Origin of the sequence: Flavobacterium eburneipallidum (assembly GCF_027111355.2) — a bacterium.
Classification (GTDB): domain Bacteria; phylum Bacteroidota; class Bacteroidia; order Flavobacteriales; family Flavobacteriaceae; genus Flavobacterium; species Flavobacterium eburneipallidum.
In genome coordinates, this window is record NZ_CP114291.2 from 3,015,568 (window position 1) to 3,041,136 (window position 25,569).

Here is a 25,569-nt window from a genome sequence, read left to right on the forward strand (position 1 = left end):
GGGATAAATTTAATCTATTTCTTCGTAATCCACATAATCGCCTACTTTTTTGGTTTGGCGAGTGGTTTTTACATTGGAAGTATCAATAATGATTTCGTCAGCACTTTTGGTTTTATTCCAATTCGTCTGTTGTGAATAATTTTGTTGTTTTTGGAAATTTTCGCCTGCTTTTTCCACTGCTTTTTTTACCAAAATAGGCAAAAATAATTTGGCCAAAAATTTAAAAATATAATAGAACCCAATGATGTAACACAAGGTTTTGAAAATACCAGTAAGGGAGGCTTCTTGCATAATAAAAAAATTTTCAGCAAAATTAACAATTCCAACGTTCAAAATTATAATATCGTTCTTAAATAAATAATAAAATATAGTACATTTGAAAAGCGTTATCTCTTTTCAACCTATAAAGAATAGTATGTACAAAATCAAAAAACTTGTTTGCCTTGCATTTTTCTTAACTCCAATATTCCATTACGCACAGCATACAGACGAAATCAATTCGAATCGACCAGGCGAAACCATGTCGGCTTTTGCAGTAGGAAAATCGGTTATTCAAGTAGAATCTGGTATTTATGGCATCAAAGAAAATCATTCTATTTTGAATTACGATGCCAATGGATTTGGAATAGACATGACCTTGAGATGGGGATTGTTTATGGAAAAACTAGAATTAATCGGTGATTTTCAATATCAGTACGAAGTATTCAATCCTGCAGTTCGATATCCAGACCGATCAGCATTTAAGCAAACCATATTAGGCGCAAAATACTTGATTTATGATCCTTTCAAAAATTATGAAAAAAGAATAAACATTTACAGCTGGAAAGCCAATCATTCTTTTAACTGGCGTCAATTAATTCCTGCGGTTTCTGTATTTGCAGGAGCCAATCTTACTTTTTCTGGCAATCCGTATTATTTTTCTCCAGACGCAGCCATTACACCAAAAATTGTACTGATTGCGCAAAATCATTTGGGTGACGGAAGTTGGGTTTTTGTAACCAATATTATTGCCGATTACATTGGATCGGATTATCCAAGTTATGGTTATGGCATTACACTAACGAAAGGTTTTAATAGAAATTGGTCTGGATTTATAGAAAACCAAGGCTACATGAGCGATTTTTATAGCGATGCCATAGTTCGTGGTGGAGCCGCTTATTTAATTCATAAAGATTTACAAGTAGATGCTTCCATTAGTACCAGCCTCAAAGATACGCCTTCCATACTCTACGGAGGCATCGGATTTTCTTGGCGTTATGATGCTAATTACAAAGAAGTTCGAATGAATATCGATTCTGATAAAAAATCGGATTCCAAATCCAAAAAAAGTAAAAAACGAAAAGACACAGTAGAATCTCCTAAATAAAAATAATGATTACCATAAAAGAAGCCGTTACCAAAAAGGAAATGACCGAATTTGTAAAATTTCCCTTCTCCTTATACAAAGACAATAAATACTGGGTTCCGCCGATTATCGCAGATGAAATAGCCTCGTTCGACAGAACCAAAAACCCTGCATTCGAAAGTGCCGAAGCTTATTTTTATTTGGCTTATAAAAACGATAAAATTGTAGGTCGAATTACCGCCATAATCAATTGGAATGAAGTGAATGACCAACAAAAAAAGAAAGTTCGTTTTGGTTGGTTTGATGTAATTGACGACATCGAAGTGACCAAAGCTTTACTAGAAAAAGTCTATGAATTGGGAAGAAAAAACAATCTGGAACACGTTGAAGGGCCAATGGGATTTTCTAACCTAGACAAAGTAGGCGTTCTAACCGAAGGTTTTGACCAAATGGGAACCATGATAACTTGGTATAACCATCCCTATTTTGCGGCTCATCTGGAACAATTGGGCTTTGTAAAAGAAAAGGAATTTATAGAAAGTACATTTCCTTTTTCGAATGTAAAGCCAGAGTTTTTTTCGAAAGCGCAAGCGTTAATCAAAAAGCGATATGAATTAAAAAGTTTGACTTTTACCAAGACTAAAGACATCATGCCTTATGTGGACGAAATGTTTGATTTATTCAATAATGCGTATGCCAGTTTATCCTCTTTTGTAGCTATTACCGATATTCAAAAAGAATATTTCAAGAAGAAATACATCAGTTTTATCAATCCAGAATACATCATTTTTGTATTGGATAAAAACAATAAAATTGTAGCCTTTAGTATAGTAATGCCCAGTTTTTCAGAAGCGTTGCAAAAAGCCAAAGGCAAACTTTTTCCGTTTGGATTTTTCCATTTACTGAAAGCTAGAAAAGAAAGCAAAGATGTAGTTTTCTATCTAATAGGCGTTGCTCCCGAATACCAAAACAAAGGGGTAACAGCGATTATTTTTGAGGAATATTTCAATGCTTTTACCAAAAAAGGAATCGTGAATTGCATCCGAACTCCCGAATTAGAAGAGAATCACGCCATTCATAATTTATGGAAAAATTTCGACCCAAAAATTAGTTGTCGAAGAAAGACTTTTATGAAAATGCTCTAGTTAGTAGCAGTTAGAAAAAAAACGAAAACGCCTTAAAACAATCAAGACGTTTTCGTTTTTTTATAGATAAATGTTTAATATTCTTAATCTGAAATCTAGAATTAGTTCCAACGATTTTTGTTGAATTGATTTTTCTTCCAATACCACATCATTATAAAACCTGTCAAAGCGCCTCCGATATGAGCAAAATGGGCAATTCCTGTACTTCCTGCGCCAAAAATAGATTGTCCTTTGAAACCTAAAAACAAATCAATTGCTAAAATTCCAGGTACAAAATATTTCGCTTTAATAGGAACTGGAATAAACATTAAGGCTAATTCCGCATTCGGAACCATAAAAGCAAAAGCTACCAATAATCCGTAAATAGCTCCAGAGGCACCAACAACAGTTCCAAAATAAGAACTGGTAAAATTTTCAAAATCAATAGCCGACATTAAATCTTGCCACCTAGTATTTATTTTCCCTTCGTTTAAAGTCTGTAAAATATCCGCCTTAACAAATCCATTTGCGGTAAGCGTACTTATTCCTTCTTGAAAATAGTAATAATTCACTCCTGTATGCAATAATGCTGCTCCTAATCCGCAAGAAACATAAAAAAACAAGAATTTTTTTCCACCCCAAAAATGTTCCAAAGCACTACCAAAAGAATACAGCGCAAACATATTAAATAAAATATGGGTAATATTTGGAAAAGGTGCGTGCATAAACATGTGCGTTACCAATTGCCATCCTTTGAACTTATCGCTTTCAGGATAATAAAGCGCAAATAAATCGTAAGATGCTGGCACTAATTGTGAACCAATAAAAAACAGAATATTAATTATTAAAAGTTGTTTTACAACTGGAGTGATATTCATCATAATGCAAATTTTTTGTCTAAATCTTCCACACGCATCGTGATGAAAGTAGGTTTATGAAATGGAGAAACATTGGGATCTTTGCAAGCAAATAAGCCGTTGACCAAATTCTCTTGTTCTTTTTGGGTTAAATAAGTTCCAGTTTTTACCGCCAAACTTCGCGCCATCGATTTCGCAATCGTATCATTCTGACTGAAACTGCTTTCTGGAATTCCGTCCTGCAAATCGCTCAACAATTGTTCTAAAACTATAGATGCTTCACTCTCGGAAACATTGACTGGCAATCCCGAAATAACCACGTTATCTGCATTGATTTCTTCAAAAACAAAACCAGTGTTTGTCAATGACGGTTTCAATTCGGTTATTAATTGCATCTCTCCAACAGAAAAATACAAATGTAACGGAAATAACAATTGCTGACTTGAGGCCAAATTAACCGTGATATTCGTCAAAAATTGTTCATACAAAATGCGTTGGTGCGCCCTTTGCTGATCTACTATTATCATTCCTGATTTGATGGGATTGACAATGTATTTTTTATGAATTTGATGGGTTTTATGAACAGCTTGTTCCACTTCTTCGCCATCAAATAATGAAGAAGTTACGGTATCATTTTCAAATACAACTTCATTTTCGAATGAAACAGTTTCCAATTCCTGCGTATCTTGTTTTAAACCTACGTACAAACTTTCCCAACTTGGTGTTGGTTCTGATTTTCTATAATTCGAACTGGAATTCGAATAATGTTTATTTGGTTTGTCTTCTTCTGCAAAAGGATTGAAATTACCATCTACCTGAATTGTGGGTGTTGAAACGGCAACATCTTTATAATGATAAGGCGTATCCAAATTCGAATCTCGCTCAAAATCCAAAACAGGTGCTACATTAAATTGTCCCAAACTGTGTTTTATCGAAGCCCGTAAAATAGCATACAAAGCCGATTCATCATCAAACTTAATTTCCGTTTTAGTGGGATGAATATTAATATCAATCGAATTCGGTGGCACTTGCAGGTAGAGGAAATAACTCGGTTGTGAACCGTCTTTCAACAATCCGTCGTAAGCAGCCATAACAGCGTGATGCAGATAACCACTTTTAATAAAACGATCGTTTACAAAGAAAAACTGTTCTCCTCTACTCTTTTTGGCAAACTCGGGTTTGCAGACAAATCCCTGAACATTTACAATTTCTGTTTCTTCGTCAACAGGAACTAATTTTTCATTGGTTTTACCCGAAAAAATGCTAACAATTCGATGTCTAAAACTTGAAGCTTGCAAATTGAACATTTCGCTTCCATTGTGATAAAAAGTAAAATAAATTTGCGGATGTGCCAAAGCCACTCGTTGAAATTCATCCACAATATGGCGGTATTCCACTATATCCGATTTCAGGAAATTACGTCGAGCAGGAATATTAAAAAACAAATTTTTAACCGCAAATGAAGTTCCTTTGGGTAAAACTGCCATTTCCTGCGAGACAAATTTACTGCCTTCAATAACAATATGCGTTCCTAATTCTTCCTGATCTTGTTTGGTTTTCATTTCCACGTGAGCAATCGCAGCAATGGATGCCAATGCTTCGCCACGAAAACCTTTGGTATGCAACGAAAATAAATCTTCCGCTTGACGGATTTTTGAAGTGGCGTGACGCTCAAAACACAAACGAGCATCGGTAACACTCATTCCTTTTCCGTTATCAATCACTTGAACTAACGATTTTCCAGCGTCTTTCAGTATTAATTTAATGTCGTTTGCACCTGCATCAACGGCATTTTCAAGCAATTCCTTCACCACCGAAGCAGGTCGCTGAACGACTTCTCCAGCGGCTATTTGATTGGCAACGTGATCAGGAAGTAATTGAATGATACTCGACATTTTATTAGTATTCAGTGTTCAGAAATTAGTATTCAGTAAAAAACCGACGGTGAGCAAATTTAAGGAATTTCTACTGGGATTACTACCTAAATTATTCACAAAAAACCACTGTACTATAAAATAAACATCTTTTAATTTTAACCATATAAGTCATTTAAGCTAACCAAATTAGATAATTAAAAGTAAAAATAAGTTTAAAAAAGGTTTGTAAATGACTTTACTTAAATGAACTATTAATTTCATTTAACTCAAACTAAAGACTTAAATGACTTATATGTTTTGATAATTTATACATGTAAATATTGTTTGTTGTATAATTAGCAACAAAAAACCTATACCATCAAAAACAGTATAGGTTTTATAAAATTGTGCTCTTTATTTTATTCTTCCAACAACGGCTGACCTTCAATTTGCAAGGTTCCACCAGACAATAATTGTGGATTTTTAAATTGATGACTAAAAGAAGCTTGCTGTCTTAAATACGCCATTTTGATAGCAGCAATCGCCGCTTCTGTTCCTTTGTTTCCGTGAATTCCTCCACTTCTATCAATAGATTGTTGCATCGTATTATCCGTCAAAACACAAAAGATAACTGGGATATCCGTTTGAACATTCAAATCTTTAATCCCTTGTGTAACGCCTTCACACACAAAATCAAAATGCTTGGTTTGTCCTTGAATCACACAACCAATAACAATTACAGCATCTACATTTTGGGTTTGCAACATTTTTTTTGCTCCGTAAATGAGTTCAAAACTTCCAGGAACATTCCATCGAATGATGTGTTCTGCAGGAACTTCGTTTTCTAAAAGTCCTGTAATTGCACCATTAAAAAGCCCCTCGGTTATAGTATCATTCCACTCTGAAACAACAATCCCAAATCGAAAATTTTTCGCATCTGGGATTGAATTTTTATCGTATTCGGATAAGTTTTTATTTATCGTAGCCATATTTTTTTAGTTTTCAGTGTTCAGTAGCAGTATTCAGTATCAGAGTAAACTGCCAACTGCTACTGATAACTGAATACTATTTTTATTGTGCTAATCCTATTAAAGCATCCACTGAAGCCGCTTCTGGAGAATCCTCGAAATTGTCTTTAATATCGGTAAAATATTTTAAGGCATCTTCTTTATTTCCTAAAGCCAAAGCAGTTTTACCAGCTTTCATCAAGAATCGTGGAGTAGTAAAATCATTTTTATTTGATTCTGCTGCTTTGATGTAAAATTCTAGTGCTTCTTTTTGTTCATTTTTTTGAGAATGAGCATCTCCAATAGCTCCAGTTGCCAAAGCACTTAAAATAACATCTTCTGTTTTGAATTTTTCTAAATAATCAATTGCTTCCGCATATTTACCTGTATTCAAATAAGCGATACCTGCATAATAATTAGCTAAATTTCCAGCATCTGTTCCTGAATATTTATCAGCAATATCAACAAAACCGAATTTTCCTTCGGCACCTTTCAATGACAATTTATATAATGAATCACTTGCAACACCATCTGTAGCTTGTTGGAAATATTGTTGCGCTTGATACATTTCGGTAGCAGCTTCGTCTTCTTTTGGTGCTGCAACAAATTTTTGATACGCTAAATATCCAACTAAAGTTAATGCAATTGCACCAACAACACCAATAATAACATTTTGATTTTTGGCAACAAAGTCTTCGGTTTTAGAAGCCGTTTCGTCTAATGCAGTAAAAACACCAGCTGTTGTACTATCTTTTTCAAGAATCTCTACGTCTTGAGTAGCTTCAACAACTTCTTTTACTTCTTTTTCTTTTGGTGTTTTATATCCTCTTTTATTATAAGTAGCCATTTAATTTTTAATTTAGTGAACGGCAAAAATATAATTTTTATTCAAATCTAAAACCTCTTTTATCGATATTTTTCAATAATTTGCACCCACTTAAAAAAAACATTTCTTCAGTAGCAAGTTTCTCAATACCAGTAAGCCTTACCAATGTATTTAAAAAAGATTTCCTTATTCAATTACAAGAATTTTTCAGAAGCTGATTTCGAATTTGTGACTAAAATAAATTGTTTTGTGGGCAAAAACGGAATTGGAAAGACCAATGTATTGGATGCAATCTACCATTTGTCTTACGGAAAAAGTTATTTCAATCCTTTGGCGGTTCAAAACATCAAACACGGGGAAGAATTTTTCGTTATTGATGGCGAATTTGATATTAAGGAAAGAAACGAACAAATCGTTTGTAGCCTCAAAAAAGGACAGAAAAAAATCCTGAAACGCAACGGAAAAGTGTATGATAAATTCTCGGAACACGTTGGTTTTATTCCACTAGTCATCATCTCGCCAGCCGACCGAGATTTGATTATAGAAGGCAGCGAAACCCGCAGAAAATTTATGGACAGCGTAATTTCGCAATTGGATTCGCAGTATTTAAGGCAAATCATTCAATACCAAAAAGTGATGAGCCAGCGCAATGCTTTATTGAAATACTTTGCCTTGAACCATGTTTTCGAAAATGACACCTTATCTATATATAATGAGCAATTGGATAGTTTTGCAAAATATATTTTCGAAAAACGAAAAGAATTTATCGAGCAGTTTATTCCTATTTTCAACACACATCATCAAGCCATAACGGGTTCGCAAGAAACGGTGCAATTGGTATATGAAAGTCATTTATTCGAAAACAATCTGCTAACGCTTTTAGAGCAAAACATCAACAAAGACAGAGCCTTACATTACACAAGCGTTGGGATTCACAAAGATGACCTATCGTTTGAAATTGATCATTATCCCATCAAGAAATTCGGATCACAAGGACAACAAAAATCATTTTTAATTGCTTTGAAACTAGCGCAATTTGAATTCATAAAAAATCAATGTGGATTGAAACCTATTCTGCTTTTTGATGATATTTTTGACAAATTAGACGAAAATAGAGTAGCCAAAATTATTGAAATGGTGAATAGCGATACCTTTGGTCAACTGTTTATTTCGGATACCCATCCTGAGCGAACAGAAAACATTGTAAAATCAACCCATCAGACGTATAAAATTTTTAACTTGTGATTTTAAATCTAAACCAATATGCTTTCAAAAGACAGTTTACAATTTCTCGATGATTTAAAAGCCAACAACAATCGCGATTGGTTTTTGGAGAACAAAAAACGATACGAAGTTTTCAAAAAAGACTACCACAAATTGGTTGGCGATTTTCTGGATATTATGAAACCGCTCGATCCTTCATTGGAAATGCTAGAAGTCAAAAACTGTACTTTTAGAATCAATCGGGACATTCGATTTTCTAAAGACAAATCACCTTACAAAGACCACATTGGCGTTTGGATTTCAAGTGATTCTAAAGGAATGAATCGTTCTGGATATTATGTTCATATCGCCAGAACAGGCAGTTTTATTGCTGGCGGATTCTATTGTCCCGAGGCCGATGATTTGAAAAAAGTGCGTAAAGAAATTGCTTTTTTCCATGATGATTTAGAAGAAATTATAAATAATAAAAACTTTCAAAAAGAATTTGGTGATTTTGACCGCAACGAAAAAAACTTGCTTAAAAATCCCCCAAGAGGCTACGAAAAAGATCATCCTGCTATTGAATTTCTGAAATTGAAAAGTTTTGAAACTTCGCAAAAATTTGACTTCGAAGAAGTTTTGGCAGCAGATTTCGTAGCTAAAATGAGTAAAAAATTAATCGTTTTGAAGCCCTTAAACGATTTTATCAACCGAGCCTTAACATCCGAAGATTAATTCAACAACAATGGAAAAACGCAAGATCCTTTTTCTAGGAGAAACCTACCGAGCCGATGCCATTACTTGGATGAATGGTTTAAAGGAATTTGGCGATTTTGAAATTATTACTTGGGAGCTCCAATCACCAAGCAATACTTTTCTCAATCGTTTATGTCGAATATTAGAATTCAGCACTGCCATTTTTCAAATAAAAAAAATTATACAAAAACACCATCCTGATATGGTTATTGCCGAAAGAACAACTAGTTACGGCTTTCTAGCAGCTTTATCAGGTGTAAAATCGGTGGCCATCGCCCAACAAGGAAAAACAGATTTATGGCCTGAAAACTCCATGCTCTATCCACTCAAAAAAGCGATACAAAATTATGCTTTCAAAAAAGCCTCTTTAATTCACGCTTGGGGACCAGTGATGACTATATCGATGCAAAAAGCCAATGTTGATATGAATAAAGTTTTGGTGTTACCAAAGGGAATCGATTTAGAACAATTTAGAAACAAAAAACATTTTTCTACAGAAAAAATAACAGCAATAGTAACCCGATCATTGATGCCTGAATACCGACACAATGATATACTTCAAGCCTTTGGAATTTTAAACCAAAAAGGGATTGATTTCGTACTTACAATTGTAGGTGATGGAAAACTTTTGCCTACATTACAAGAATTAGCAGTAAAATTGAAGATAGAAAACAAAGTGATTTTTACAGGTAGAATTCCTAACACTAAATTACCCGAACTATTGCATCAAGCTGATTTTTATATCAGTATGCCCGTAACCGAAGGGGTTTCGGCTTCTTTATTTGAAGCAATGGCGTCCAATTGTTATCCTGTTGTAACTGATATTCCGGGAAATCAAAGCTGGATCACGCATCGTAAAAACGGTCAATTAATTACCATTGGCGATACTGAAATGCTAGCCAATGAAATCCTTTGGGCATTCGAAAATGAAGAACTCCGAAAAGAAGCCATCCTTAAAAACAGAAAATTTGTGGAAGAAAATGCCGATTACAACACCAATATGAGTATCATTTCAGACAAATACCATGAGTTAATTAACACCGCCAAAAACTATTAGTCATGTGTGGAATTAATGGTATTTTGCATTTACAGTCGCAACAAAAAGTGGACGAACGCATTTTAACCAAGATGCGAGATTCGCTAGAACATCGTGGTCCTGATGACAAGGGATTATTTATAGAAAACAACGTCGGTTTAGGACATCGAAGACTCTCTATCCTAGATATTTCGACTGCTGGGCACCAACCATTCCTCTCGGATAACGGTCGTTATATTATGGTGTACAATGGCGAAATATACAATTTCAAAGACTTTTATCCAGAACTAAAAGCTAACGGATTTGATATAAAAACCAGTTCTGACACCGAGGTTTTATTAAAATTATTTGAGTTGTATGGAACAAAAATGCTCCACCGACTCAACGGAATGTTTGCCTTTGTAATTTGGGATAAAAAGGAACGAAAACTAACCGCAGTTCGAGATCGAATGGGTGTCAAACCTTTGTACTATTCTTTTTACAACGAAACTTTCTATTTTGCTTCCGAACAAAAAGCCCTTTTCACGGCTGGAGTTCCTTTAAAAATGGCGCAAAACGGAATGGAAGAATACATTTTTAACCGATTTGTAGCAGGAGAAAATACATTATACGAAAACGTAAAAAAAGTAATTCCTGGACACATTGTAACCATTTCCGAAAGTGGAAAAATTACGCATGAAAAATGGTGGGATTTGAAAACTGAAATTCAAAACCAGCCTAAAATCAAAAATCCTGTAGAATGGTTCAGAGAAACTTTTGACGATTCGATAAAATTACGAATGGTGAGCGATGTTCCTGTTGGTGTTTTGTTGAGCGGTGGTTTGGATTCTTCCTCAATTTTAGCGTCTTTGAATCAACAAAAGTTCAAGGATATTCAAACTTTTAATATTGGTTTCAAAGAAAAAGAACACAACGAATCGCATCTGGCAAAAATGATGGCGGATAAATTCGATTATGGTTTTCACACCATGCAACTGGAAGACAATTCGCTTTTTGAAAAACTGGTGAGTTCCACTTATTTTCAAGATGAACCGATAATGCACTTGAGCGAACCGCACATTTTAGCACTTTCGCAATTGGCAAAACCATCGGTAAAAGTATTGCTATCAGGCGAAGGTGCCGATGAATTAATGGGTGGTTATGTGCGATACAAAGCCTTGAAATACCCGTCTTTATTGAATTCGATTGCAACGATTAGCAATTTAGATTTTTTTGCGAAGAAACCTCGATATGAGAAACTGGCTCGCTATGCTCAAATAAAAAATCCAAATGATTTAATTTTATTCAACGGTTGCAATATTTACCCCAATGATATTGCCCAACATTATGGCATAATAAATACTCCCAAAAACGAATATCGAAATCAAATTCTTGAAGATGCAAAATCGTTGTATCCCAATAATTTAAGAAGGCAAGCTTTGTATTTTGACCAGCACACCTATTTGTGTTCATTACTCGACCGAAACGACCGTTGTACTATGGGAGCTTCTATTGAATGCAGAGAACCTTTTCTAGATTCGAGGCTGATTACTGGTTTAGGTTCACTAGAAGACAAATGGCTTTTTACTGGTAAAAAATGGAAATACATCCTAAAATCAGCAATGCAAGAACGTTTACCCGAAGAAATTTTGAATTTTAAAAAAGTAGGATTGAGTGTTCCTTGGGGTGATTATTTAGTAAAAAGTCCTGGATTCAGTAATGAATTAGAATCATTTTCTAAAAGTGATTTATTTCAAATTTCTTATTTCGAAAGTATTGATTCCAAAAAATTGGTTTTGAATTTAAGAAAAGGCGAAACCAAGATGATTCCTTACATTATGCCACTTTTTATGATGCATATTTGGCTAAAAACCTATAAAGACAAATTTTAATACTTACATTTGAATCAAGAATTAACCCCAAATTAATTTTAAAGATATCAAATGATTTTTTTCAATTTTAAACCTACGAGGAAACATATTGAAATTTTTGAACAAAATGTTGCAGAATTTTTAAAAAATGATTTCCCAAAAATTAAAGAGGCTCTAGCATTATCCTCTGATTTTCATTCGATACAATTCCCTAAAAAGCCTAGTGGAATATACATTTCTCGTGGTCAACAAGAAAGAATTCCTCTTGAGTACAAAATCAATTTTGATTTGTATGGATTGAAAGTATTCAATAAAAAAAACAAGCAATACGAAGAAATAATTTTATTTTACAACCAACATTTATTAACACTAATTGAGACCAAAAATCCAAGGAATTTTCACAAAACTTATGATTTATATAAATTTCAAATTGGCGATCTAAAAACAAAAGAAATTAATTTTGAAAATCCCGATAGAAAAATTACTTTAAAAATTCTGAAAGAGGTGTCAAAAGATAAATTAAAACAACTAGAAATAGAAAACACTTTTGAAATAGAAATCAACCAAAATTTATACTACACTATTTTGAACATGAAAAATGGCAACTACATAGCTGTAGATAAAAGCGGAAAAGTATATCGCCTTAACCATCAACAGATTGAAAAAGTGAAAAAAATTTCAAACACAGTGGATGATTTTTTTGATTTATACCAAGGAAACAAATCAAATTTAGTACATATAATGAATCAATAAGTATCAATTAAAAATCACGAATTACGATGGAAATAATAATCCAATTGAAAACTAAAAAGGTATTATTAAATAATTGTAATTACTTAACTCCAAAAAAAGCACTTCCTAAAAATGGAAATACAATCTAATTTTTCTCTAAAAAACTACAATACCTTTGGTATCGAAGCCAAAGCCAAACAATTTGTTGCCGTTCACAACACCACCGAATTAAAAACCGTTTTAGAACAGAATCAATCCGAAAAAAAATTCATTCTAGGTGGTGGAAGCAACATGCTTTTGACCCAAGATATCGATGCCTTGGTCATTCATGTAGATTTAAAAGGAAAAAAAATCATCAAAGAAGACGAAGATTTTGTTTGGGTCGAAAGTCAAGCTGGCGAAAACTGGCATGAATTTGTACTTTGGACAATTGACCAAAACTATGGCGGACTCGAAAATATGTCCTTGATTCCAGGCAATGTAGGAACCACTCCTGTACAAAACATTGGTGCTTATGGAACCGAAATCAAAGACACTTTTGTTTCTTGCGAAACGATGGCAATTGAAAATCAAGAAGTAAAAACGTTTACCAAAGACGAATGTCATTTTGGCTATAGAGAAAGTGTTTTCAAAAACGAAGTCAAAGACCAATACATCATTACCTCGGTGGTTTTTAAATTGACCAAACGCAACCACAAAATCAATGTTTCTTATGGCGATATTATGGGAGAATTAGCCAAAGCTAACATTACTAATCCTGATTTAAAAGACGTAAGCAATGCAGTAATTGCGATTCGCCAAAGCAAATTACCCGATCCAAAAGAATTAGGAAACAGTGGTAGTTTCTTTAAAAATCCCATTATTTTAAAATCTGACTTCGAGAAAATTCATCAACAATTTCCAGAAATGAAATACTATGAAGTTTCTGAAACTGAAGTAAAAGTTCCTGCTGGCTGGTTGATCGAACAAGCGGGATTCAAAGGGAAACGCTATGGCGATGCGGGAATTCATAAGAACCAAGCCTTGGTTTTAGTGAATTATGGCAATGCTACTGGGCAGGAAATTCTGGATGTTTCCAAAAACATTCAAGAGACTATATTCAAGACTTTTGGCATTCATATTGAAGCCGAAGTCAATGTGATTTAAAATATCAGGCTCAAATTAAACGCAGAAAAAATAATGAAAGTAGAATCATTTAAAATAAAAGGTTGGAAAAAGAAAGAAACTGGACTTGTCATTTCCGAAAACAATGATTGGATTCTGGTTAAATCTATTCCTGTTGATTATGCTATTGACGGTTATAAGCTCTTCCAAAAAAAATTCATTAAACGAAGAGAAATAAACGAAAATAAAATTGCAAGAGTTCTTAAACTTAAAAACATTCAAAATACTGAACCAAAAAAATTTAAATTTGGAAATGTTATTGATAATTTAAAATGGTGTGAAGACACTTATGGAATTTTTGAATTTCAAGATATGAACGAAAAAGAATTATTCTACGGTAAAATTAATCGAATAAAAAAGAATAAATTCATTATTGATATGGTTTTGTCTGATGGAAAGATTGAAAAAGAATATGATTATGAATTTTCTTTAAACAAAATAAGAGTAATAACATTTGAAACAGATTATTTTGAGTCAATAAAATTATTAATGGAGGATGAATTAAAAAATTCTCAATAATACTTCAAAAATAGAATTAAGCATTAATAGAAGATTTCTAAAAACATCTATTTTACTCTAATTTAAAATCTAAAACTAATTACTCTTTATCGATGGTTAATTGACAATTGATAATTACCTTTGCGCCAGTCTAAAAAATTAGAATTTAAAAGAAGCCAAGCCTATATGTTACTCATTACTTTATACTTTTTTATTGTTATAGTTGCCATTCAACTTGCTTATTATCTGATAGTTTTTGGGAAATTTGCTTTCAGCAAAACGCAAAAATCCAATCCAAAAAGAATTTCAATTTCGGTTATTGTTTGTGCCAAAAATGAAGAAGAAAACGTAGCGCGTTACATTCCGTTATTGGCAGAACAAGATTATCCTGATTATGAAATTATTCTGATTGACGATGCATCTAGCGACAATACATTAGACATTTTTGAAGAATTCGAAAAACAATATTCCAATGTAAGATTGGTTAAAGTAAAAAACAACGAAGCCTTTTGGGGCAACAAAAAATATGCTTTGACGTTAGGCATAAAAGCATCCAAAAAAGATTACTTACTCTTTACTGATGCCGATTGCTACCCTAGTACAAAAGATTGGATTAAGAATATGAGTTCCCAATTTACGATGCAAAAAACAGTTGTTTTAGGCTATGGAGGCTATGAAAAAGTAGCTAATTCTTTCCTGAACAAAATTATTCGTTTCGAAACTTTGCTTACAGCTGTTCAGTATTTTTCTTGGGCAAAAGTGGGACGTCCTTATATGGGAATTGGTCGTAATTTAGCTTATAAAAAAGAAGAATTTTTCAATGTAAATGGTTTTATCAGCCATATTCAATTGCGTTCAGGCGATGATGATTTATTCATTAACCAAGTGGCTACTAGCAAAAATACTGCACTATGTTACACCCCTGAAAGTTTTACCTATTCGCAACCAAAAACCAAATACAAAGATTGGTTTACTCAAAAAAGAAGGCACGTTTCTACTGCTAATTTGTATAAATCTTTTGACAAGGCCCAACTAGCACTTTTTTATATTTCGCAATTGTTATTTTTAGTATTAGCTATCATTTTGCTGGCGTTTCAATACCAATGGATCATTGTTTTGAGTTTGGTTGGATTCCGTTATTTATTCACTTGGATTACCCTCGGATTTTCGGCAGGAAGACTCAAAGAAAAAGATGTGATGTATTGGTTTCCTATTATTGAAATTGTACTTATCTTCACGCAATTGAATGTGTTTATCACCAACATTTTCTCAAAACCAGTATATTGGAAATAAAACAACAAATAGAAAAAGCAAAAAAAGGCGACCAAACCGCCTTCACCTTTCTATTGGATTTTTATTGGAATGAGGTGTATGGTTTCATGCTCAAACGCACTGAAAATGAAACCAATGCCGAGGATATTACCATCGAAACGTTCTCCAAAGCTTTTGATAAAATTGCCAGTTACAATCCCGAATTTCAATTCAATACTTGGCTAATTGCAATTGCCAAAAACGTTCATATTGACTTATTGCGCAAAAAGAAAACCAGTCTTTTTATCGAAATTACCGATGACGAAGACCAGCAAGCCTACAACATTGCCGATACCACTCCATCGGCTGAAGACGAATTAATTACCGAGCAAAACCTTTCGAGATTACTGCAATTCATCAAAGAATTGAAACCACACTATCAAGAAGTAATCCAACTTCGTTATTTTCAGGAAATGAGTTATCAGGAAATTGCCAACAAAATTGACGAGCCTTTAAGCAATGTCAAAATCAAACTCCTTCGTGCCAAGAAATTATTGGCTGAAATTATTCAGGATAAGAGGTAAATTATTCGAATATTTCTTTTCCCTATAAAATTCAGTTAATTGTTTTTCAGCAACTAAAAAACAAAATAATTCTTTAGAGAATAAATCATTTCATGCCTTTGCGGTGAATAAATTGTATAATTATTTGTAGAAATTATTCAGGATTAAGGTGGAGATTATTTAGATTAAATTCTATATTTACATATTAGCAAGAAATCGATTACTATAACATTCGCATTAAATATGGAAAGACGGAATTTTATCAAAACCACACTACTTTTTGTTACATCAACTCAACTATTCTCTAATAGTATATTCAATTCAAGTTCAGTAATTAGAAGTAATTTCAAATACATTTATACGAATATTAAGCTCAAAAGTCAATTTTTCCTATTTCTAAAGAACGTATTTAATCTATACCCAGAAAAGGAATTTCATCAATTAATTGCCGAAACTACCCTTGCAAAAAAGACGGATAAAGATATTTACAAAACTACTCAATCAAAATTAGACGATATTGCTCCGATGCTATCTACTTTTCGATACCAACTTCCTGCTTTGATGCATCAAAAAAACGAAATGTCCAAAGAAACGGTTTCTTTGCTTGGAGAAGATAGCACCTATAATGGTTATTTAGAAATAGGTTCTTCTGGAAGGTATTTAGATTACCTTGAAGAAAAAATCGCTATCAAAGGTAAAAGATATTATGCCGATGGTCGAAAACCAAAATATTCTTTTAGTGAAATGGTTGACCGTGGACAAATAGCTGTTGGAGCTGAATATATTCAGTTTACCGATTACAAAACTAAATTTTCAGAACATATTCCTGCCAAAAGTTTAGATTTAGTAACGATATACATTGGTTTTCATCATTGTCCATTGGATTTACGTGTTCAATATATTTCTTCTATTAGAGACACTATGAGAGTGGGTGGAAAATTAATCTTGAGAGATCACAATTGTGATACTGAAGACCAAAAAGTATTAGTAGCACTTGCACACGATGTCTTTAATTTGGGAGTCAATGAAAGTTGGGAATACAATAGCAAAGAGATTCGAAACTTTTATTCACTAGATTTTATTTGCAAATTCGTTGAAAAAATTGGATTTAAATTTCATAAAAAAACATTGTACCAAAAAGGAGATCCAACCAAAAATGCTTTAATGCTTTTTACAAAAATCTAATTTCCACAATACACTTTTATGAAAAAATTCTTCCGTTTTATTCAAGTACTTATAGTTTATGTTATAAAGTTCATAACACTTTTCTATTTTGGGATTAGAAAATTAATACGAATCATTAATCGTAAAAAAAGATTATCAATCCCTTTCTATAGTTTCATTGCATTTATTTTATACATTTTCTTATTAATCCAATTTTCGGGAGACCCTAAATTCGACAAAACTCTTGAAAACAAAACACTAAACGATGTTACGCAAATAAATCCCATTCAGGCTAATAAAATTATTAAACCCAAAACTCTAAACGAAATCATTTATGCTATAAAAAACACTTCTGGTCCAATTTCTATAGGTGGTGGAAAATACAGTATGGGTGGACAAACTGCCTTTGAAAACAGTTTGCATATTGACATGAGGTGTTTCAATAAAATTGTCCAAATTGATACTACTAAAAAGCAGATTACTGTTCAGGCCGGAATTCGGTGGAGAGACATTCAAAAAGTAATTGATCCTTTGAATTTATCTATCAAAATCATGCAAACCTATTCTAATTTTACGGTTGGAGGAGCTATATCAGTAAACTGCCACGGAAGATATATTGGTCATGGTCCGATTATTTCCTCTGTTTTAGAATTAAAAATAATCACCGCAAATGGAGACATTATAATTGCCAACCGAAAACAGAATCAAGAAATTTTTAAGGCTGCAATTGGTGGTTATGGAGGAATTGGAGTGATTGCCGAAACTACATTACAATTGGTTGATAATGAAAAAGTAGAACGCTTCAATGAAGTAATGAATATTGAAGAATACAAAACCTACTTTGATAAAAAAATTCGAAACAATAAAGATGTTGTATTTCAAAATGGCAATTTGTATCCGCCGAAATACGATAAAATAATGAGTGTTTCATGGTCAAAAAGCACAAAACCATTAACTGATAAAGAAAGATTAATATCCGAAGATGAAAATTATTGGCTGGAATCAAAATTAACAGGAGTCGTTTCTTGGGGAAATTCGGGAAAATGGATACGAGAGTACACGATTGACCCTCTTTTTTATTCTAATAAAATAGTGAGATGGAGAAATAAAGAAGCGAGCTATGATGTAAGAGAATTAGAACCTTCCTCAAGAGAAAAGGAAACTTATGTCTTGCAAGAATACTTTATTCCTGTTGAAAATATAAAATCATTTATCCCAAAAATGAGTCATGTTTTTCAGAAAAACAAGGTCAATGTTATCAATGTTTCTTTAAGACACGCTTTACCTGATAATGAAAGTTATCTTTCGTGGGCGAATAAAGAAGTATTTGCTTTTGTTATTTATTACAAGCAAAAAACAAATCAAGAAGCAAAAGACAATGTAAAGAAATGGACACTAGAAATGACGGATGCTATTTTAAACGAAAACGGAACTTGGTATCTACCTTATCAACCTCATGCTACTTTTGAACAGTTTCAAAGAGGGTATCCAAATAGTGCGAAATATTTCTCCATAAAAAGCAAACTAGATCCTAATCACCGATTCACAAACAAGTTATTGGACAAGTATAATCCTTATCCAAAAAATGAGCTAACTCAAGAAAAGAAAAAAATAAAAGAATACGTTAGAGCCGAGGAACAAACGATTCTTACTGTTCCAGAATGGTATTTAGTCTATAACCCGAAAGAATATGCAGATTACTTGGAAAGCGGTAAAAACCCTTCCAATTTTCCTTTCTACAAGTCTATTAATGAATATTGGAAACTTTATGATCGTTCCATAAAATTAACTTCAAAAGCCTATCCTGAAAACAGCGAATATAAAACAATGTTACAAGTCATTGGTGTTAGTATGACCATGGAATATGGAACAAAAATTATTTATGAAAATACAATAGGAAGATTTTTTGCTCTTTTTTCAGAAGAAAAAATATCTAAAAAAGAAGAAACAATAATTGAAGCGCAAAGAGCTTACAGTAATTTTATATATCAAACAGCTTGGTATGAATTTAAGTTTTTGCCGTGGATTAAAAAAATATGGACTACTTCTGACAAATCCAATTGTAGCACACTTCGAAAATGGGAACGAACATTAATTTTTACATTCGAATTTTCATTCAAAGCTTTTTATGCACAATTGATTGAATGGGCTGCTAAATCAACCTATGAAACTCCATCCGATAAAATCTATTTAATTATATCCAATACAGATTCAATTAAAGAAAATAAAAACTTAAAAATCATTAAAAAAGATGGTGATAAAATGATTATTGCTGTTACTCGTTGGGAGGCTTTTACAGGAGAGGTAATTAAACTTTCCAATCATAATATGAAAATTTATGAAATTTCAGGAAATGATGAAATTGTAGTCTCTGCAATTTTGAGTAATAATCAAGAAATAATCCCTAACAATATCAAGTTGTTATACAAATCGGAAATTGCCACTAATAGTAAATTAAAAAGAAATGTTTACCTTTTATCTGTTGACAAACTATTGCCTTTTATTAAGAACTTAAGAAGTAAGAATATTACAACTGAACATATCTATGATTACTAAAATAGCACCCAAAAAATGAAATCCAGTAAAAACCTATTTTTTTTAATAACACTACTATTTATTTTAAGCTGTCAACAAAGTGAAAGTATTGATTCAGCACCGAACAATGAAACCCAAAAGGTTATAACTGGTTTTAATCAAAACTTTTCGATGATGCCCAATTTGACTTCCAAAATGGTTGCTAATATTGTGTTGCTAAAGCCTAAAATGTTACGTTATCCTGGAGGAACGGTTACCCATAGTTGGAACTGGAAAGAAGGTGTTATTGAAACCCGAAACACAAATTCAAAGCATTTAATTACAGACATCAAAGAACTGGCTCTAAAAACCAATGCCGATTTTGTTTTTGTTTTGGATATACTAAATAAAACATTGACCGATCAAATTGAAATGCTGACCGAAATAGAAAAATTAGGAGTAAAAATTAAGTACATCGAGCTAGGCAATGAATTATATGCACAAGAAGATGCCTACGAAAAGATTTTCCCAACAGGTAAAGAATATGCCTTGAAAGCAAACCAATGGATTCCTGAATTGAGAAAAAAATTTCCAAATGCCAAAATTGCAGCACTACTTTTGGGTCGAAAAGTAAAAGAATCAAACACAAAAATGTTTACTTGGAATCAATTAGTTGTAGAGAACACTTTCCAGAATGTGGATGCTTATACCTACCATTTTTACATCAATGAATTGGAAACATTTGCAGTAGAAAAAACAGAATTTATTGAGGTTACAACCAACGCCAAAACCAGAAGCAAAGAACTCTGGATTACCGAATATGGCAACAATCAAGACAAAACCAAAGCCTCCTATTACACCGAACTATCAGCTCTTGCTGATTTTATGGAGACTTATCCAAATGTAACTATCGCTTTGAACCATCAATTGATTGGCGGAACCAAAAATAAATTAACAGAAGATGGAAACGGATTTGTAGAAGAAGGAAATTTATTTTTGAAACGTACAACCAAATAAACATTTGCTTTTTTTACTGCAAATGTTTCAAATACGTCCATCATAAAATCTAAAAAAGCTGTAGCCTATTTTCGGCTGTCGAAGATTAGGTTGTCTTCCAATCTCTATTTTTCAAAAAAACAATTTTAACACAATCGAAAACTGTTTTTATTATATTTGCTTTCCTTAAAAAAAATCTATGAAACATTTATTAGCCGCTTTATTAGTATTGACTTTATTCGCTTCTTGCAGCAAAGAATCAGAACTTGGACCACCTATAGATTACACAGTTCAAAACGAAAAGGACATCAATGAATTTCTAACCAATAATAAATTAACGGCTCAAAGGACAGATACAGGTTTGTACTATATTATCAACGAGGCTGGAGATGGAACCCAACCCAACTCTTCTTCGACTGTAACAGTTGCCTACAAAGGAACTTTTATCAATGGTCAAATATTTGATCAAAGCACCAATGCTGGAATCACAATTAGCCTAAACAATGTAATAAAAGGCTGGAAAGAAGGAATTCCTCTCTTTAAAACTGGCGGAAGCGGTCTGCTTTTGATACCATCTCATTTAGGTTACGGTAGCTATGATTACAAAAGTATTCCGGGAGGTTCAGTACTTATTTTTGAAATTAAATTAATCGAAGTCAAACCAAACTAATACGTACTACTAATAGCAAACCCTCAACAAATTTATTTTTTGTTGAGGGTTTCTTTTATTTCGAAAACCTAAAACTACCAAGCAATAGGATAGTAATCTTTCAGGAATTTTCCAGACCAATGCTTGCCTGTGTTGATTCCGTCAAACAAAGGATCCATTACACGTGCTGCTCCATCTACAATATCCAAAGGCGGTTGAAAATCTTGTTCTTCTTGTTTCTTTTTGGCTAATTCGGCTGGATCTTCATCAGTTACCCAACCTGTATCCACGGCATTCATAAAAATACCATCTTTTGCCAAAGTTCCTGCTGCAGTATGAGTCAGCATATTCAGCGCCGCTTTCGCCATATTCGTATGCGGATGACGGTCTTCCTTGAAATCACGGTAAAACTTCCCTTCCATAGCCGAAACATTGATAATGTGTTTTTTGCCTGTATGGTCTTTTTTCATCACTTCCGAAAGACGGTTGCATAATACAAAAGGCGCAACAGAATTGACCAATTGTACTTCAATCATTTCGGTAGTTTCAATTTGACCTAATTTCAATCGCCAACTGTTTACTTTTCGCAAATCGACTTGTTGCAAATCGGCATCAAGTTCTCCTTCCGGAAAAACTTCTTGCGCTACCAAGGCATTATCAAACGAATACGGAATTTGAGACAATTTAGCGGAAGCCCGCAAACCAATTCCAGGTTCAGGTCCATGCCAAGTTACCGGCATATTCTGATTAGATGAAGCTCCCGAAGTCAATACTTTCAATTCGTCCAAACAATTGGTGTGATCCAATAATAATTCTTGAGCCTCTTTTGGCAAAGCGTTTATCGATAGTTCTTCGTTTTCCATCAAATGCGTATAAAAACCCGCAGGTCTTCTCACAGTTTGCGCCGCATTATTAATCAGAATATCCAATCGTCCGTATTTTTGCTCAATAAAATTGCAGAAAATCTCCACACTAGGAATATGCCGTAAATCCAATCCGTGAATTTTTAGGCGATGTCCCCATTCATTAAAATCTTCTTCTTTGGCAAAACGCAAAGCCGAATCGACAGGAAAACGAGTCGTAGCAACAACAGTCGCTCCACCACGCAATAACATCAACGTAATATGATAACCAATCTTCAAACGAGAACCTGTAATGACAGCAATTTGCCCTTTTACATCAGCCGTTTGAAAACGTTTGGCATAATTAAAATCACCGCAATCGGCGCACATCGTGTCATAAAAATGGTGCATTTTGGTAAATTCCGTTTTGCATACGTAACATTTTCGAGCTGTTTCTAATTCTAGTTGTTCCTTAATAGCAAGGTCATTTTGTGCTAATAATTTTGGAGCCACAAAAACACTCGCTTCACGAGCCGAACGAATTCCGGTTTCTTTACGAGCCGTTCGGTCTTTCTTTTCCTGTTTGCGTTTAGCTACAGCTTTTCCGTCTTTTTTTCGTTTGGCAAATTCATCACGATCCGGACGTGAAAATTGTCCCGCTGCTTTGATTAAAGCGATTCGCTGTTCTTTTGGAATTTCAAATATTTGATTTGTATCGATATTTAATTGTGATAAAATAGCAATACATTTATCAATTTCTTCGGAAGTTATGGTGGTTTTATTTTGTATTTCTTCGTTTACCATTGTATAAAAAAGGCATTTACTTTAGCTAAAATACCAAGGCTGCAAATATAGTGTTTAAAGTCTAAAACTATTTCGCAGAGATACACAAAACAGACACAGAGCTTCGCAAAGTTTAATTTTTTGTTTTTGAAATTTTAAAAAATCTCTGTGTATCTTCGCATTCTCTTTGTGAACCTTTGCGTAATTTCTATGTTATTCCAAATCAAATCTTATTTAAAATTCCTTTGGCATTCCAAAAATGAACACGCAGTGCATTCGCCATTTGTATTTACTTTGATTACCAAATGTTTTTATGACAGGAAATCAAAACCAGAATATCAAATTTTAAAAGACTATAGAAATTCACTTTTAAAAAATAAAAACACTATTGAAGTAACTGATTTTGGTGCAGGTTCTAGAGTTTTTAAATCCAATACAAGGCAAATTAGCCAAATTGCCAAAACCGCAGGAATTAGTCCAAAGCGTGCGGAATTATTATTCAGAATTACGAATTATTTCCAGCCAGATACAATTTTAGAAATTGGCACATCATTAGGATTAGCCACTTCTTCCCTAGCCTTGGGAAATCCAAAAGCATTTATAACAACATTAGAAGGTTGTCCAGAAACAGCAAAAATTGCCCAATTACAATTGCAAAAGTTTAATATCAATAATGTAAAATCTGTTGTAACTGAATTTTCAACATATTTCAAAACCCAAAACCCACAACCTACAACCTACAACCTCATTTATTTCGACGGCAACCATTCTAAAACTGCCACTTTAGCCTATTTCGAACTTTTATTACCAACGATTACCAACGATTCTGTTTGGATTTTCGATGATATTCATTGGTCTCAAGGAATGGAAGAAGCTTGGGAAGAAATAAAAAATCATCCCAAAGTTACTGTAACAATCGACACTTTTCAATGGGGTTTGGTGTTTTTTAGACGAGAACAACCTAAAGAACACTTTGTAATTCGGCTGTAATTTTATCCTTTAAAAATTGTAACAATTTATAAAAATCGAACACTTACATTTTGTACTTTTAAAATCGTAATTCATAATTTCTAATTCGTAATTTTCAATGTCAGATTCACTCATAAAAATAACCCAAATTAAACGAGATTTTATCCTCGGAAACGAAATCGTTTATGTACTAAAAGGTATTGATTTAGAAATAAAAAAAGGAGAATATGTAGCCCTTATGGGACCATCGGGTTCAGGAAAATCAACCTTAATGAACCTTTTAGGCTGCTTGGACACACCAACTTCTGGCACTTATATCTTAAACGGAAAAGATGTCAGCCAAATGAAAGATGACGAATTAGCCGAAATCAGAAATAAAGAAATAGGCTTCGTTTTTCAAACTTTCAATCTTTTGCCAAGAACAACCGCTTTAGACAATGTGGCTTTACCAATGATTTATGCTGGATATTCCAAAGCCGAAAGAAAAGTTAGAGCCACCGAAGTATTGCAACAGGTAAATCTTGCCGACAGAATGGATCACCAACCCAACCAACTTTCGGGGGGTCAACGTCAACGTGTTGCCATTGCAAGAGCTTTGGTCAACAAGCCTTCTATCATTCTTGCTGATGAACCAACAGGAAATCTAGACAGTAAAACTTCTGTAGAAATCATGAAGCTTTTTGGAGACATTCATGCTCAAGGAAATACTGTAATTCTGGTAACTCATGAAGAAGATATTGCCGAATATGCCCATAGAATTATCCGTTTGCGTGATGGAATGATTGAAAGTGATACAACTAAATAGTTTATTTGGTTAATCGGTTAATCGGTTAACCAAATAAACGATTAACCGATTAAACAGCATAAATGAAAATCTACACCAAAACTGGCGACAACGGCACCACGGCACTTTTTGGTGGCACACGTGTTCCCAAAGACCATATTCGCATAGAAAGCTACGGCACGGTGGACGAATTGAATTCCTATATAGGACTCATTCGGGATCAGGAAATGAATTCGCATTACAAAAATATTTTAATCGAAATTCAGGACAGATTATTTACTGTAGGCGCTATTCTCGCCACTCCACGCGAAAAAGAAGTCAAGAAAAATGGCGAATTGCGTTTGCAAAAACTCGGAATTATCGAAACTGACATCGAATTACTCGAAAAGGAAATCGATACAATGGAAGAAGCTTTACCGCCAATGACGCATTTTGTTTTACCCGGAGGACATCCAACTGTGTCACATTGTCATATTGCCCGCTGTATTTGTCGCCGTGCCGAACGTTTAGCAGTCCATTTAGACCATAACGAACCCGTTGCCGAAATCGTAATTCAATATTTAAACCGACTTTCTGACTACCTTTTTGTATTGGCACGGAAGTTGTCCCACGATTTGAACGCAGAGGAAGTGAAATGGATACCTAGGAAGTAGTATTCAGTCGGCAGTGGCCAGTTAGCAGTGAAAAACTGAAGACTGAACACCGATTACTGACCACTAAAAAACACGTTCTTAACTTTAACAAAAAATAAACTAAATTTTACTTGTATCTTTCAGTAAAAAAATTATTTTTGCACAAAC

At 33.6% G+C, this 25,569-nt stretch carries 23 protein-coding genes and 1 pseudogene; 18 read left to right on the plus strand and 6 right to left on the minus strand.

The features are described from left to right. Nucleotides 1-9 precede the first annotated feature (9 nt). Nucleotides 10-291, minus strand: coding sequence for a DUF4834 family protein (locus OZP15_RS12710; RefSeq protein WP_269225826.1), 282 nt, complete (start codon nucleotides 289-291; stop codon nucleotides 10-12). 124 nt (nucleotides 292-415) lie between these two features. Here OZP15_RS12710 and OZP15_RS12715 point away from each other — a divergent pair, with 124 nt between their 5' ends. Then, nucleotides 416-1,366: a transporter gene (locus OZP15_RS12715; RefSeq protein WP_269227940.1), complete on the plus strand. Its 951-nt coding sequence runs from the start codon at nucleotides 416-418 to the stop codon at nucleotides 1,364-1,366. Nucleotides 1,367-1,371: 5 nt separating this feature from the next. Next, the gene (locus OZP15_RS12720) at nucleotides 1,372-2,490 is read left to right on the plus strand and encodes a GTP cyclohydrolase (protein ID WP_281336295.1); all 1,119 of its coding nucleotides are present in this window, start codon (nucleotides 1,372-1,374) and stop codon (nucleotides 2,488-2,490) included. A gap of 101 nt (nucleotides 2,491-2,591) precedes the next feature. Here the strand turns inward: OZP15_RS12720 and OZP15_RS12725 are convergent, their stop codons facing one another. The 4 genes from OZP15_RS12725 to OZP15_RS12740 all read right to left on the minus strand — a co-directional run bounded on the left by OZP15_RS12725 (nucleotide 2,592) and on the right by OZP15_RS12740 (nucleotide 7,036). Then, nucleotides 2,592-3,350, minus strand: coding sequence for a rhomboid family intramembrane serine protease (locus OZP15_RS12725; RefSeq protein WP_269225827.1), 759 nt, complete (start codon nucleotides 3,348-3,350; stop codon nucleotides 2,592-2,594). Next, entirely contained in the window at nucleotides 3,347-5,221 is a 1,875-nt protein-coding gene (mutL, locus tag OZP15_RS12730) for a DNA mismatch repair endonuclease MutL (RefSeq protein WP_269225828.1), read from the minus strand. The genes OZP15_RS12725 and mutL overlap by 4 nt, the downstream gene beginning before the upstream one ends. A gap of 380 nt (nucleotides 5,222-5,601) precedes the next feature. Continuing rightward, nucleotides 5,602-6,171: a 6,7-dimethyl-8-ribityllumazine synthase gene (gene ribH, locus OZP15_RS12735; RefSeq protein WP_281336296.1), complete on the minus strand. Its 570-nt coding sequence runs from the start codon at nucleotides 6,169-6,171 to the stop codon at nucleotides 5,602-5,604. 82 nt (nucleotides 6,172-6,253) lie between these two features. Further along, nucleotides 6,254-7,036 (minus strand): tetratricopeptide repeat protein, encoded by a 783-nt coding sequence (locus OZP15_RS12740; RefSeq protein ID WP_269225829.1) that lies wholly within the window; start codon nucleotides 7,034-7,036, stop codon nucleotides 6,254-6,256. 144 nt (nucleotides 7,037-7,180) lie between these two features. On the opposite strand from OZP15_RS12740, the gene recF reads away from it, so the two are divergent. The 13 genes and pseudogenes from recF (at nucleotide 7,181) to OZP15_RS12805 (ending at nucleotide 21,412) form a co-directional block, all read left to right on the plus strand. Continuing rightward, nucleotides 7,181-8,260: a DNA replication/repair protein RecF gene (gene recF, locus OZP15_RS12745; RefSeq protein ID WP_269225830.1), complete on the plus strand. Its 1,080-nt coding sequence runs from the start codon at nucleotides 7,181-7,183 to the stop codon at nucleotides 8,258-8,260. A gap of 18 nt (nucleotides 8,261-8,278) precedes the next feature. Further along, a complete protein-coding gene (locus OZP15_RS12750; RefSeq protein WP_281336297.1) occupies nucleotides 8,279-8,953 on the plus strand; it encodes a DUF2461 domain-containing protein in 675 nt (224 codons plus the stop codon). Between the two features lie 10 nt (nucleotides 8,954-8,963). Continuing rightward, nucleotides 8,964-10,031: a glycosyltransferase gene (locus tag OZP15_RS12755; RefSeq protein WP_281336298.1), complete on the plus strand. Its 1,068-nt coding sequence runs from the start codon at nucleotides 8,964-8,966 to the stop codon at nucleotides 10,029-10,031. 2 nt (nucleotides 10,032-10,033) lie between these two features. After that, on the plus strand, nucleotides 10,034-11,881 hold the full coding sequence (gene asnB, locus OZP15_RS12760) for an asparagine synthase (glutamine-hydrolyzing) (RefSeq protein WP_281336299.1): 1,848 nt from the start codon (nucleotides 10,034-10,036) through the stop codon (nucleotides 11,879-11,881). A gap of 51 nt (nucleotides 11,882-11,932) precedes the next feature. Further along, complete coding sequence (locus OZP15_RS12765; RefSeq protein WP_269225832.1) at nucleotides 11,933-12,613, plus strand: hypothetical protein; 681 nt, start codon at nucleotides 11,933-11,935, stop codon at nucleotides 12,611-12,613. A 108-nt stretch (nucleotides 12,614-12,721) separates the two neighbouring features. Continuing rightward, nucleotides 12,722-13,738: pseudogene (gene murB, locus OZP15_RS12770) on the plus strand (UDP-N-acetylmuramate dehydrogenase); the annotation flags it as partial. Nucleotides 13,739-13,771: 33 nt separating this feature from the next. After that, entirely contained in the window at nucleotides 13,772-14,275 is a 504-nt protein-coding gene (locus OZP15_RS12775) for a hypothetical protein (RefSeq protein WP_281336301.1), read from the plus strand. A gap of 165 nt (nucleotides 14,276-14,440) precedes the next feature. Then, nucleotides 14,441-15,547, plus strand: a complete 1,107-nt coding sequence (locus OZP15_RS12780) for a glycosyltransferase (RefSeq protein WP_269225835.1) — start codon at nucleotides 14,441-14,443, stop codon at nucleotides 15,545-15,547. After that, a complete protein-coding gene (locus OZP15_RS12785; protein WP_281336302.1) occupies nucleotides 15,538-16,089 on the plus strand; it encodes an RNA polymerase sigma factor in 552 nt (183 codons plus the stop codon). The genes OZP15_RS12780 and OZP15_RS12785 overlap by 10 nt, the downstream gene beginning before the upstream one ends. A gap of 222 nt (nucleotides 16,090-16,311) precedes the next feature. Continuing rightward, nucleotides 16,312-17,253 carry a hypothetical protein gene (locus tag OZP15_RS12790; protein ID WP_269225837.1) on the plus strand — a complete coding sequence of 314 codons (942 nt, stop codon included), beginning with the start codon at nucleotides 16,312-16,314 and terminating at the stop codon, nucleotides 17,251-17,253. Nucleotides 17,254-17,271: 18 nt separating this feature from the next. Continuing rightward, on the plus strand, nucleotides 17,272-19,788 hold the full coding sequence (locus OZP15_RS12795; protein ID WP_281336303.1) for an FAD-binding oxidoreductase: 2,517 nt from the start codon (nucleotides 17,272-17,274) through the stop codon (nucleotides 19,786-19,788). A 15-nt stretch (nucleotides 19,789-19,803) separates the two neighbouring features. Further along, on the plus strand, nucleotides 19,804-20,763 hold the full coding sequence (locus tag OZP15_RS12800; RefSeq protein WP_281336304.1) for a hypothetical protein: 960 nt from the start codon (nucleotides 19,804-19,806) through the stop codon (nucleotides 20,761-20,763). 178 nt (nucleotides 20,764-20,941) lie between these two features. Continuing rightward, entirely contained in the window at nucleotides 20,942-21,412 is a 471-nt protein-coding gene (locus OZP15_RS12805) for an FKBP-type peptidyl-prolyl cis-trans isomerase (protein WP_269225841.1), read from the plus strand. 74 nt (nucleotides 21,413-21,486) lie between these two features. On the opposite strand, the gene OZP15_RS12810 is transcribed toward OZP15_RS12805, so the two are convergent. Then, nucleotides 21,487-23,037 (minus strand): SDR family NAD(P)-dependent oxidoreductase, encoded by a 1,551-nt coding sequence (locus tag OZP15_RS12810; RefSeq protein WP_281336305.1) that lies wholly within the window; start codon nucleotides 23,035-23,037, stop codon nucleotides 21,487-21,489. Nucleotides 23,038-23,226: 189 nt separating this feature from the next. On the opposite strand from OZP15_RS12810, the gene OZP15_RS12815 reads away from it, so the two are divergent. The 3 genes from OZP15_RS12815 to OZP15_RS12825 all read left to right on the plus strand — a co-directional run bounded on the left by OZP15_RS12815 (nucleotide 23,227) and on the right by OZP15_RS12825 (nucleotide 25,422). Next, on the plus strand, nucleotides 23,227-24,006 hold the full coding sequence (locus OZP15_RS12815) for an O-methyltransferase (protein ID WP_269225842.1): 780 nt from the start codon (nucleotides 23,227-23,229) through the stop codon (nucleotides 24,004-24,006). 97 nt (nucleotides 24,007-24,103) lie between these two features. Then, nucleotides 24,104-24,790 (plus strand): ABC transporter ATP-binding protein, encoded by a 687-nt coding sequence (locus OZP15_RS12820; protein ID WP_281336306.1) that lies wholly within the window; start codon nucleotides 24,104-24,106, stop codon nucleotides 24,788-24,790. A 62-nt stretch (nucleotides 24,791-24,852) separates the two neighbouring features. Beyond that, nucleotides 24,853-25,422, plus strand: a complete 570-nt coding sequence (locus OZP15_RS12825; protein WP_269225843.1) for a cob(I)yrinic acid a,c-diamide adenosyltransferase — start codon at nucleotides 24,853-24,855, stop codon at nucleotides 25,420-25,422. The last annotated feature ends 147 nt before the right edge of the window (nucleotides 25,423-25,569 follow it).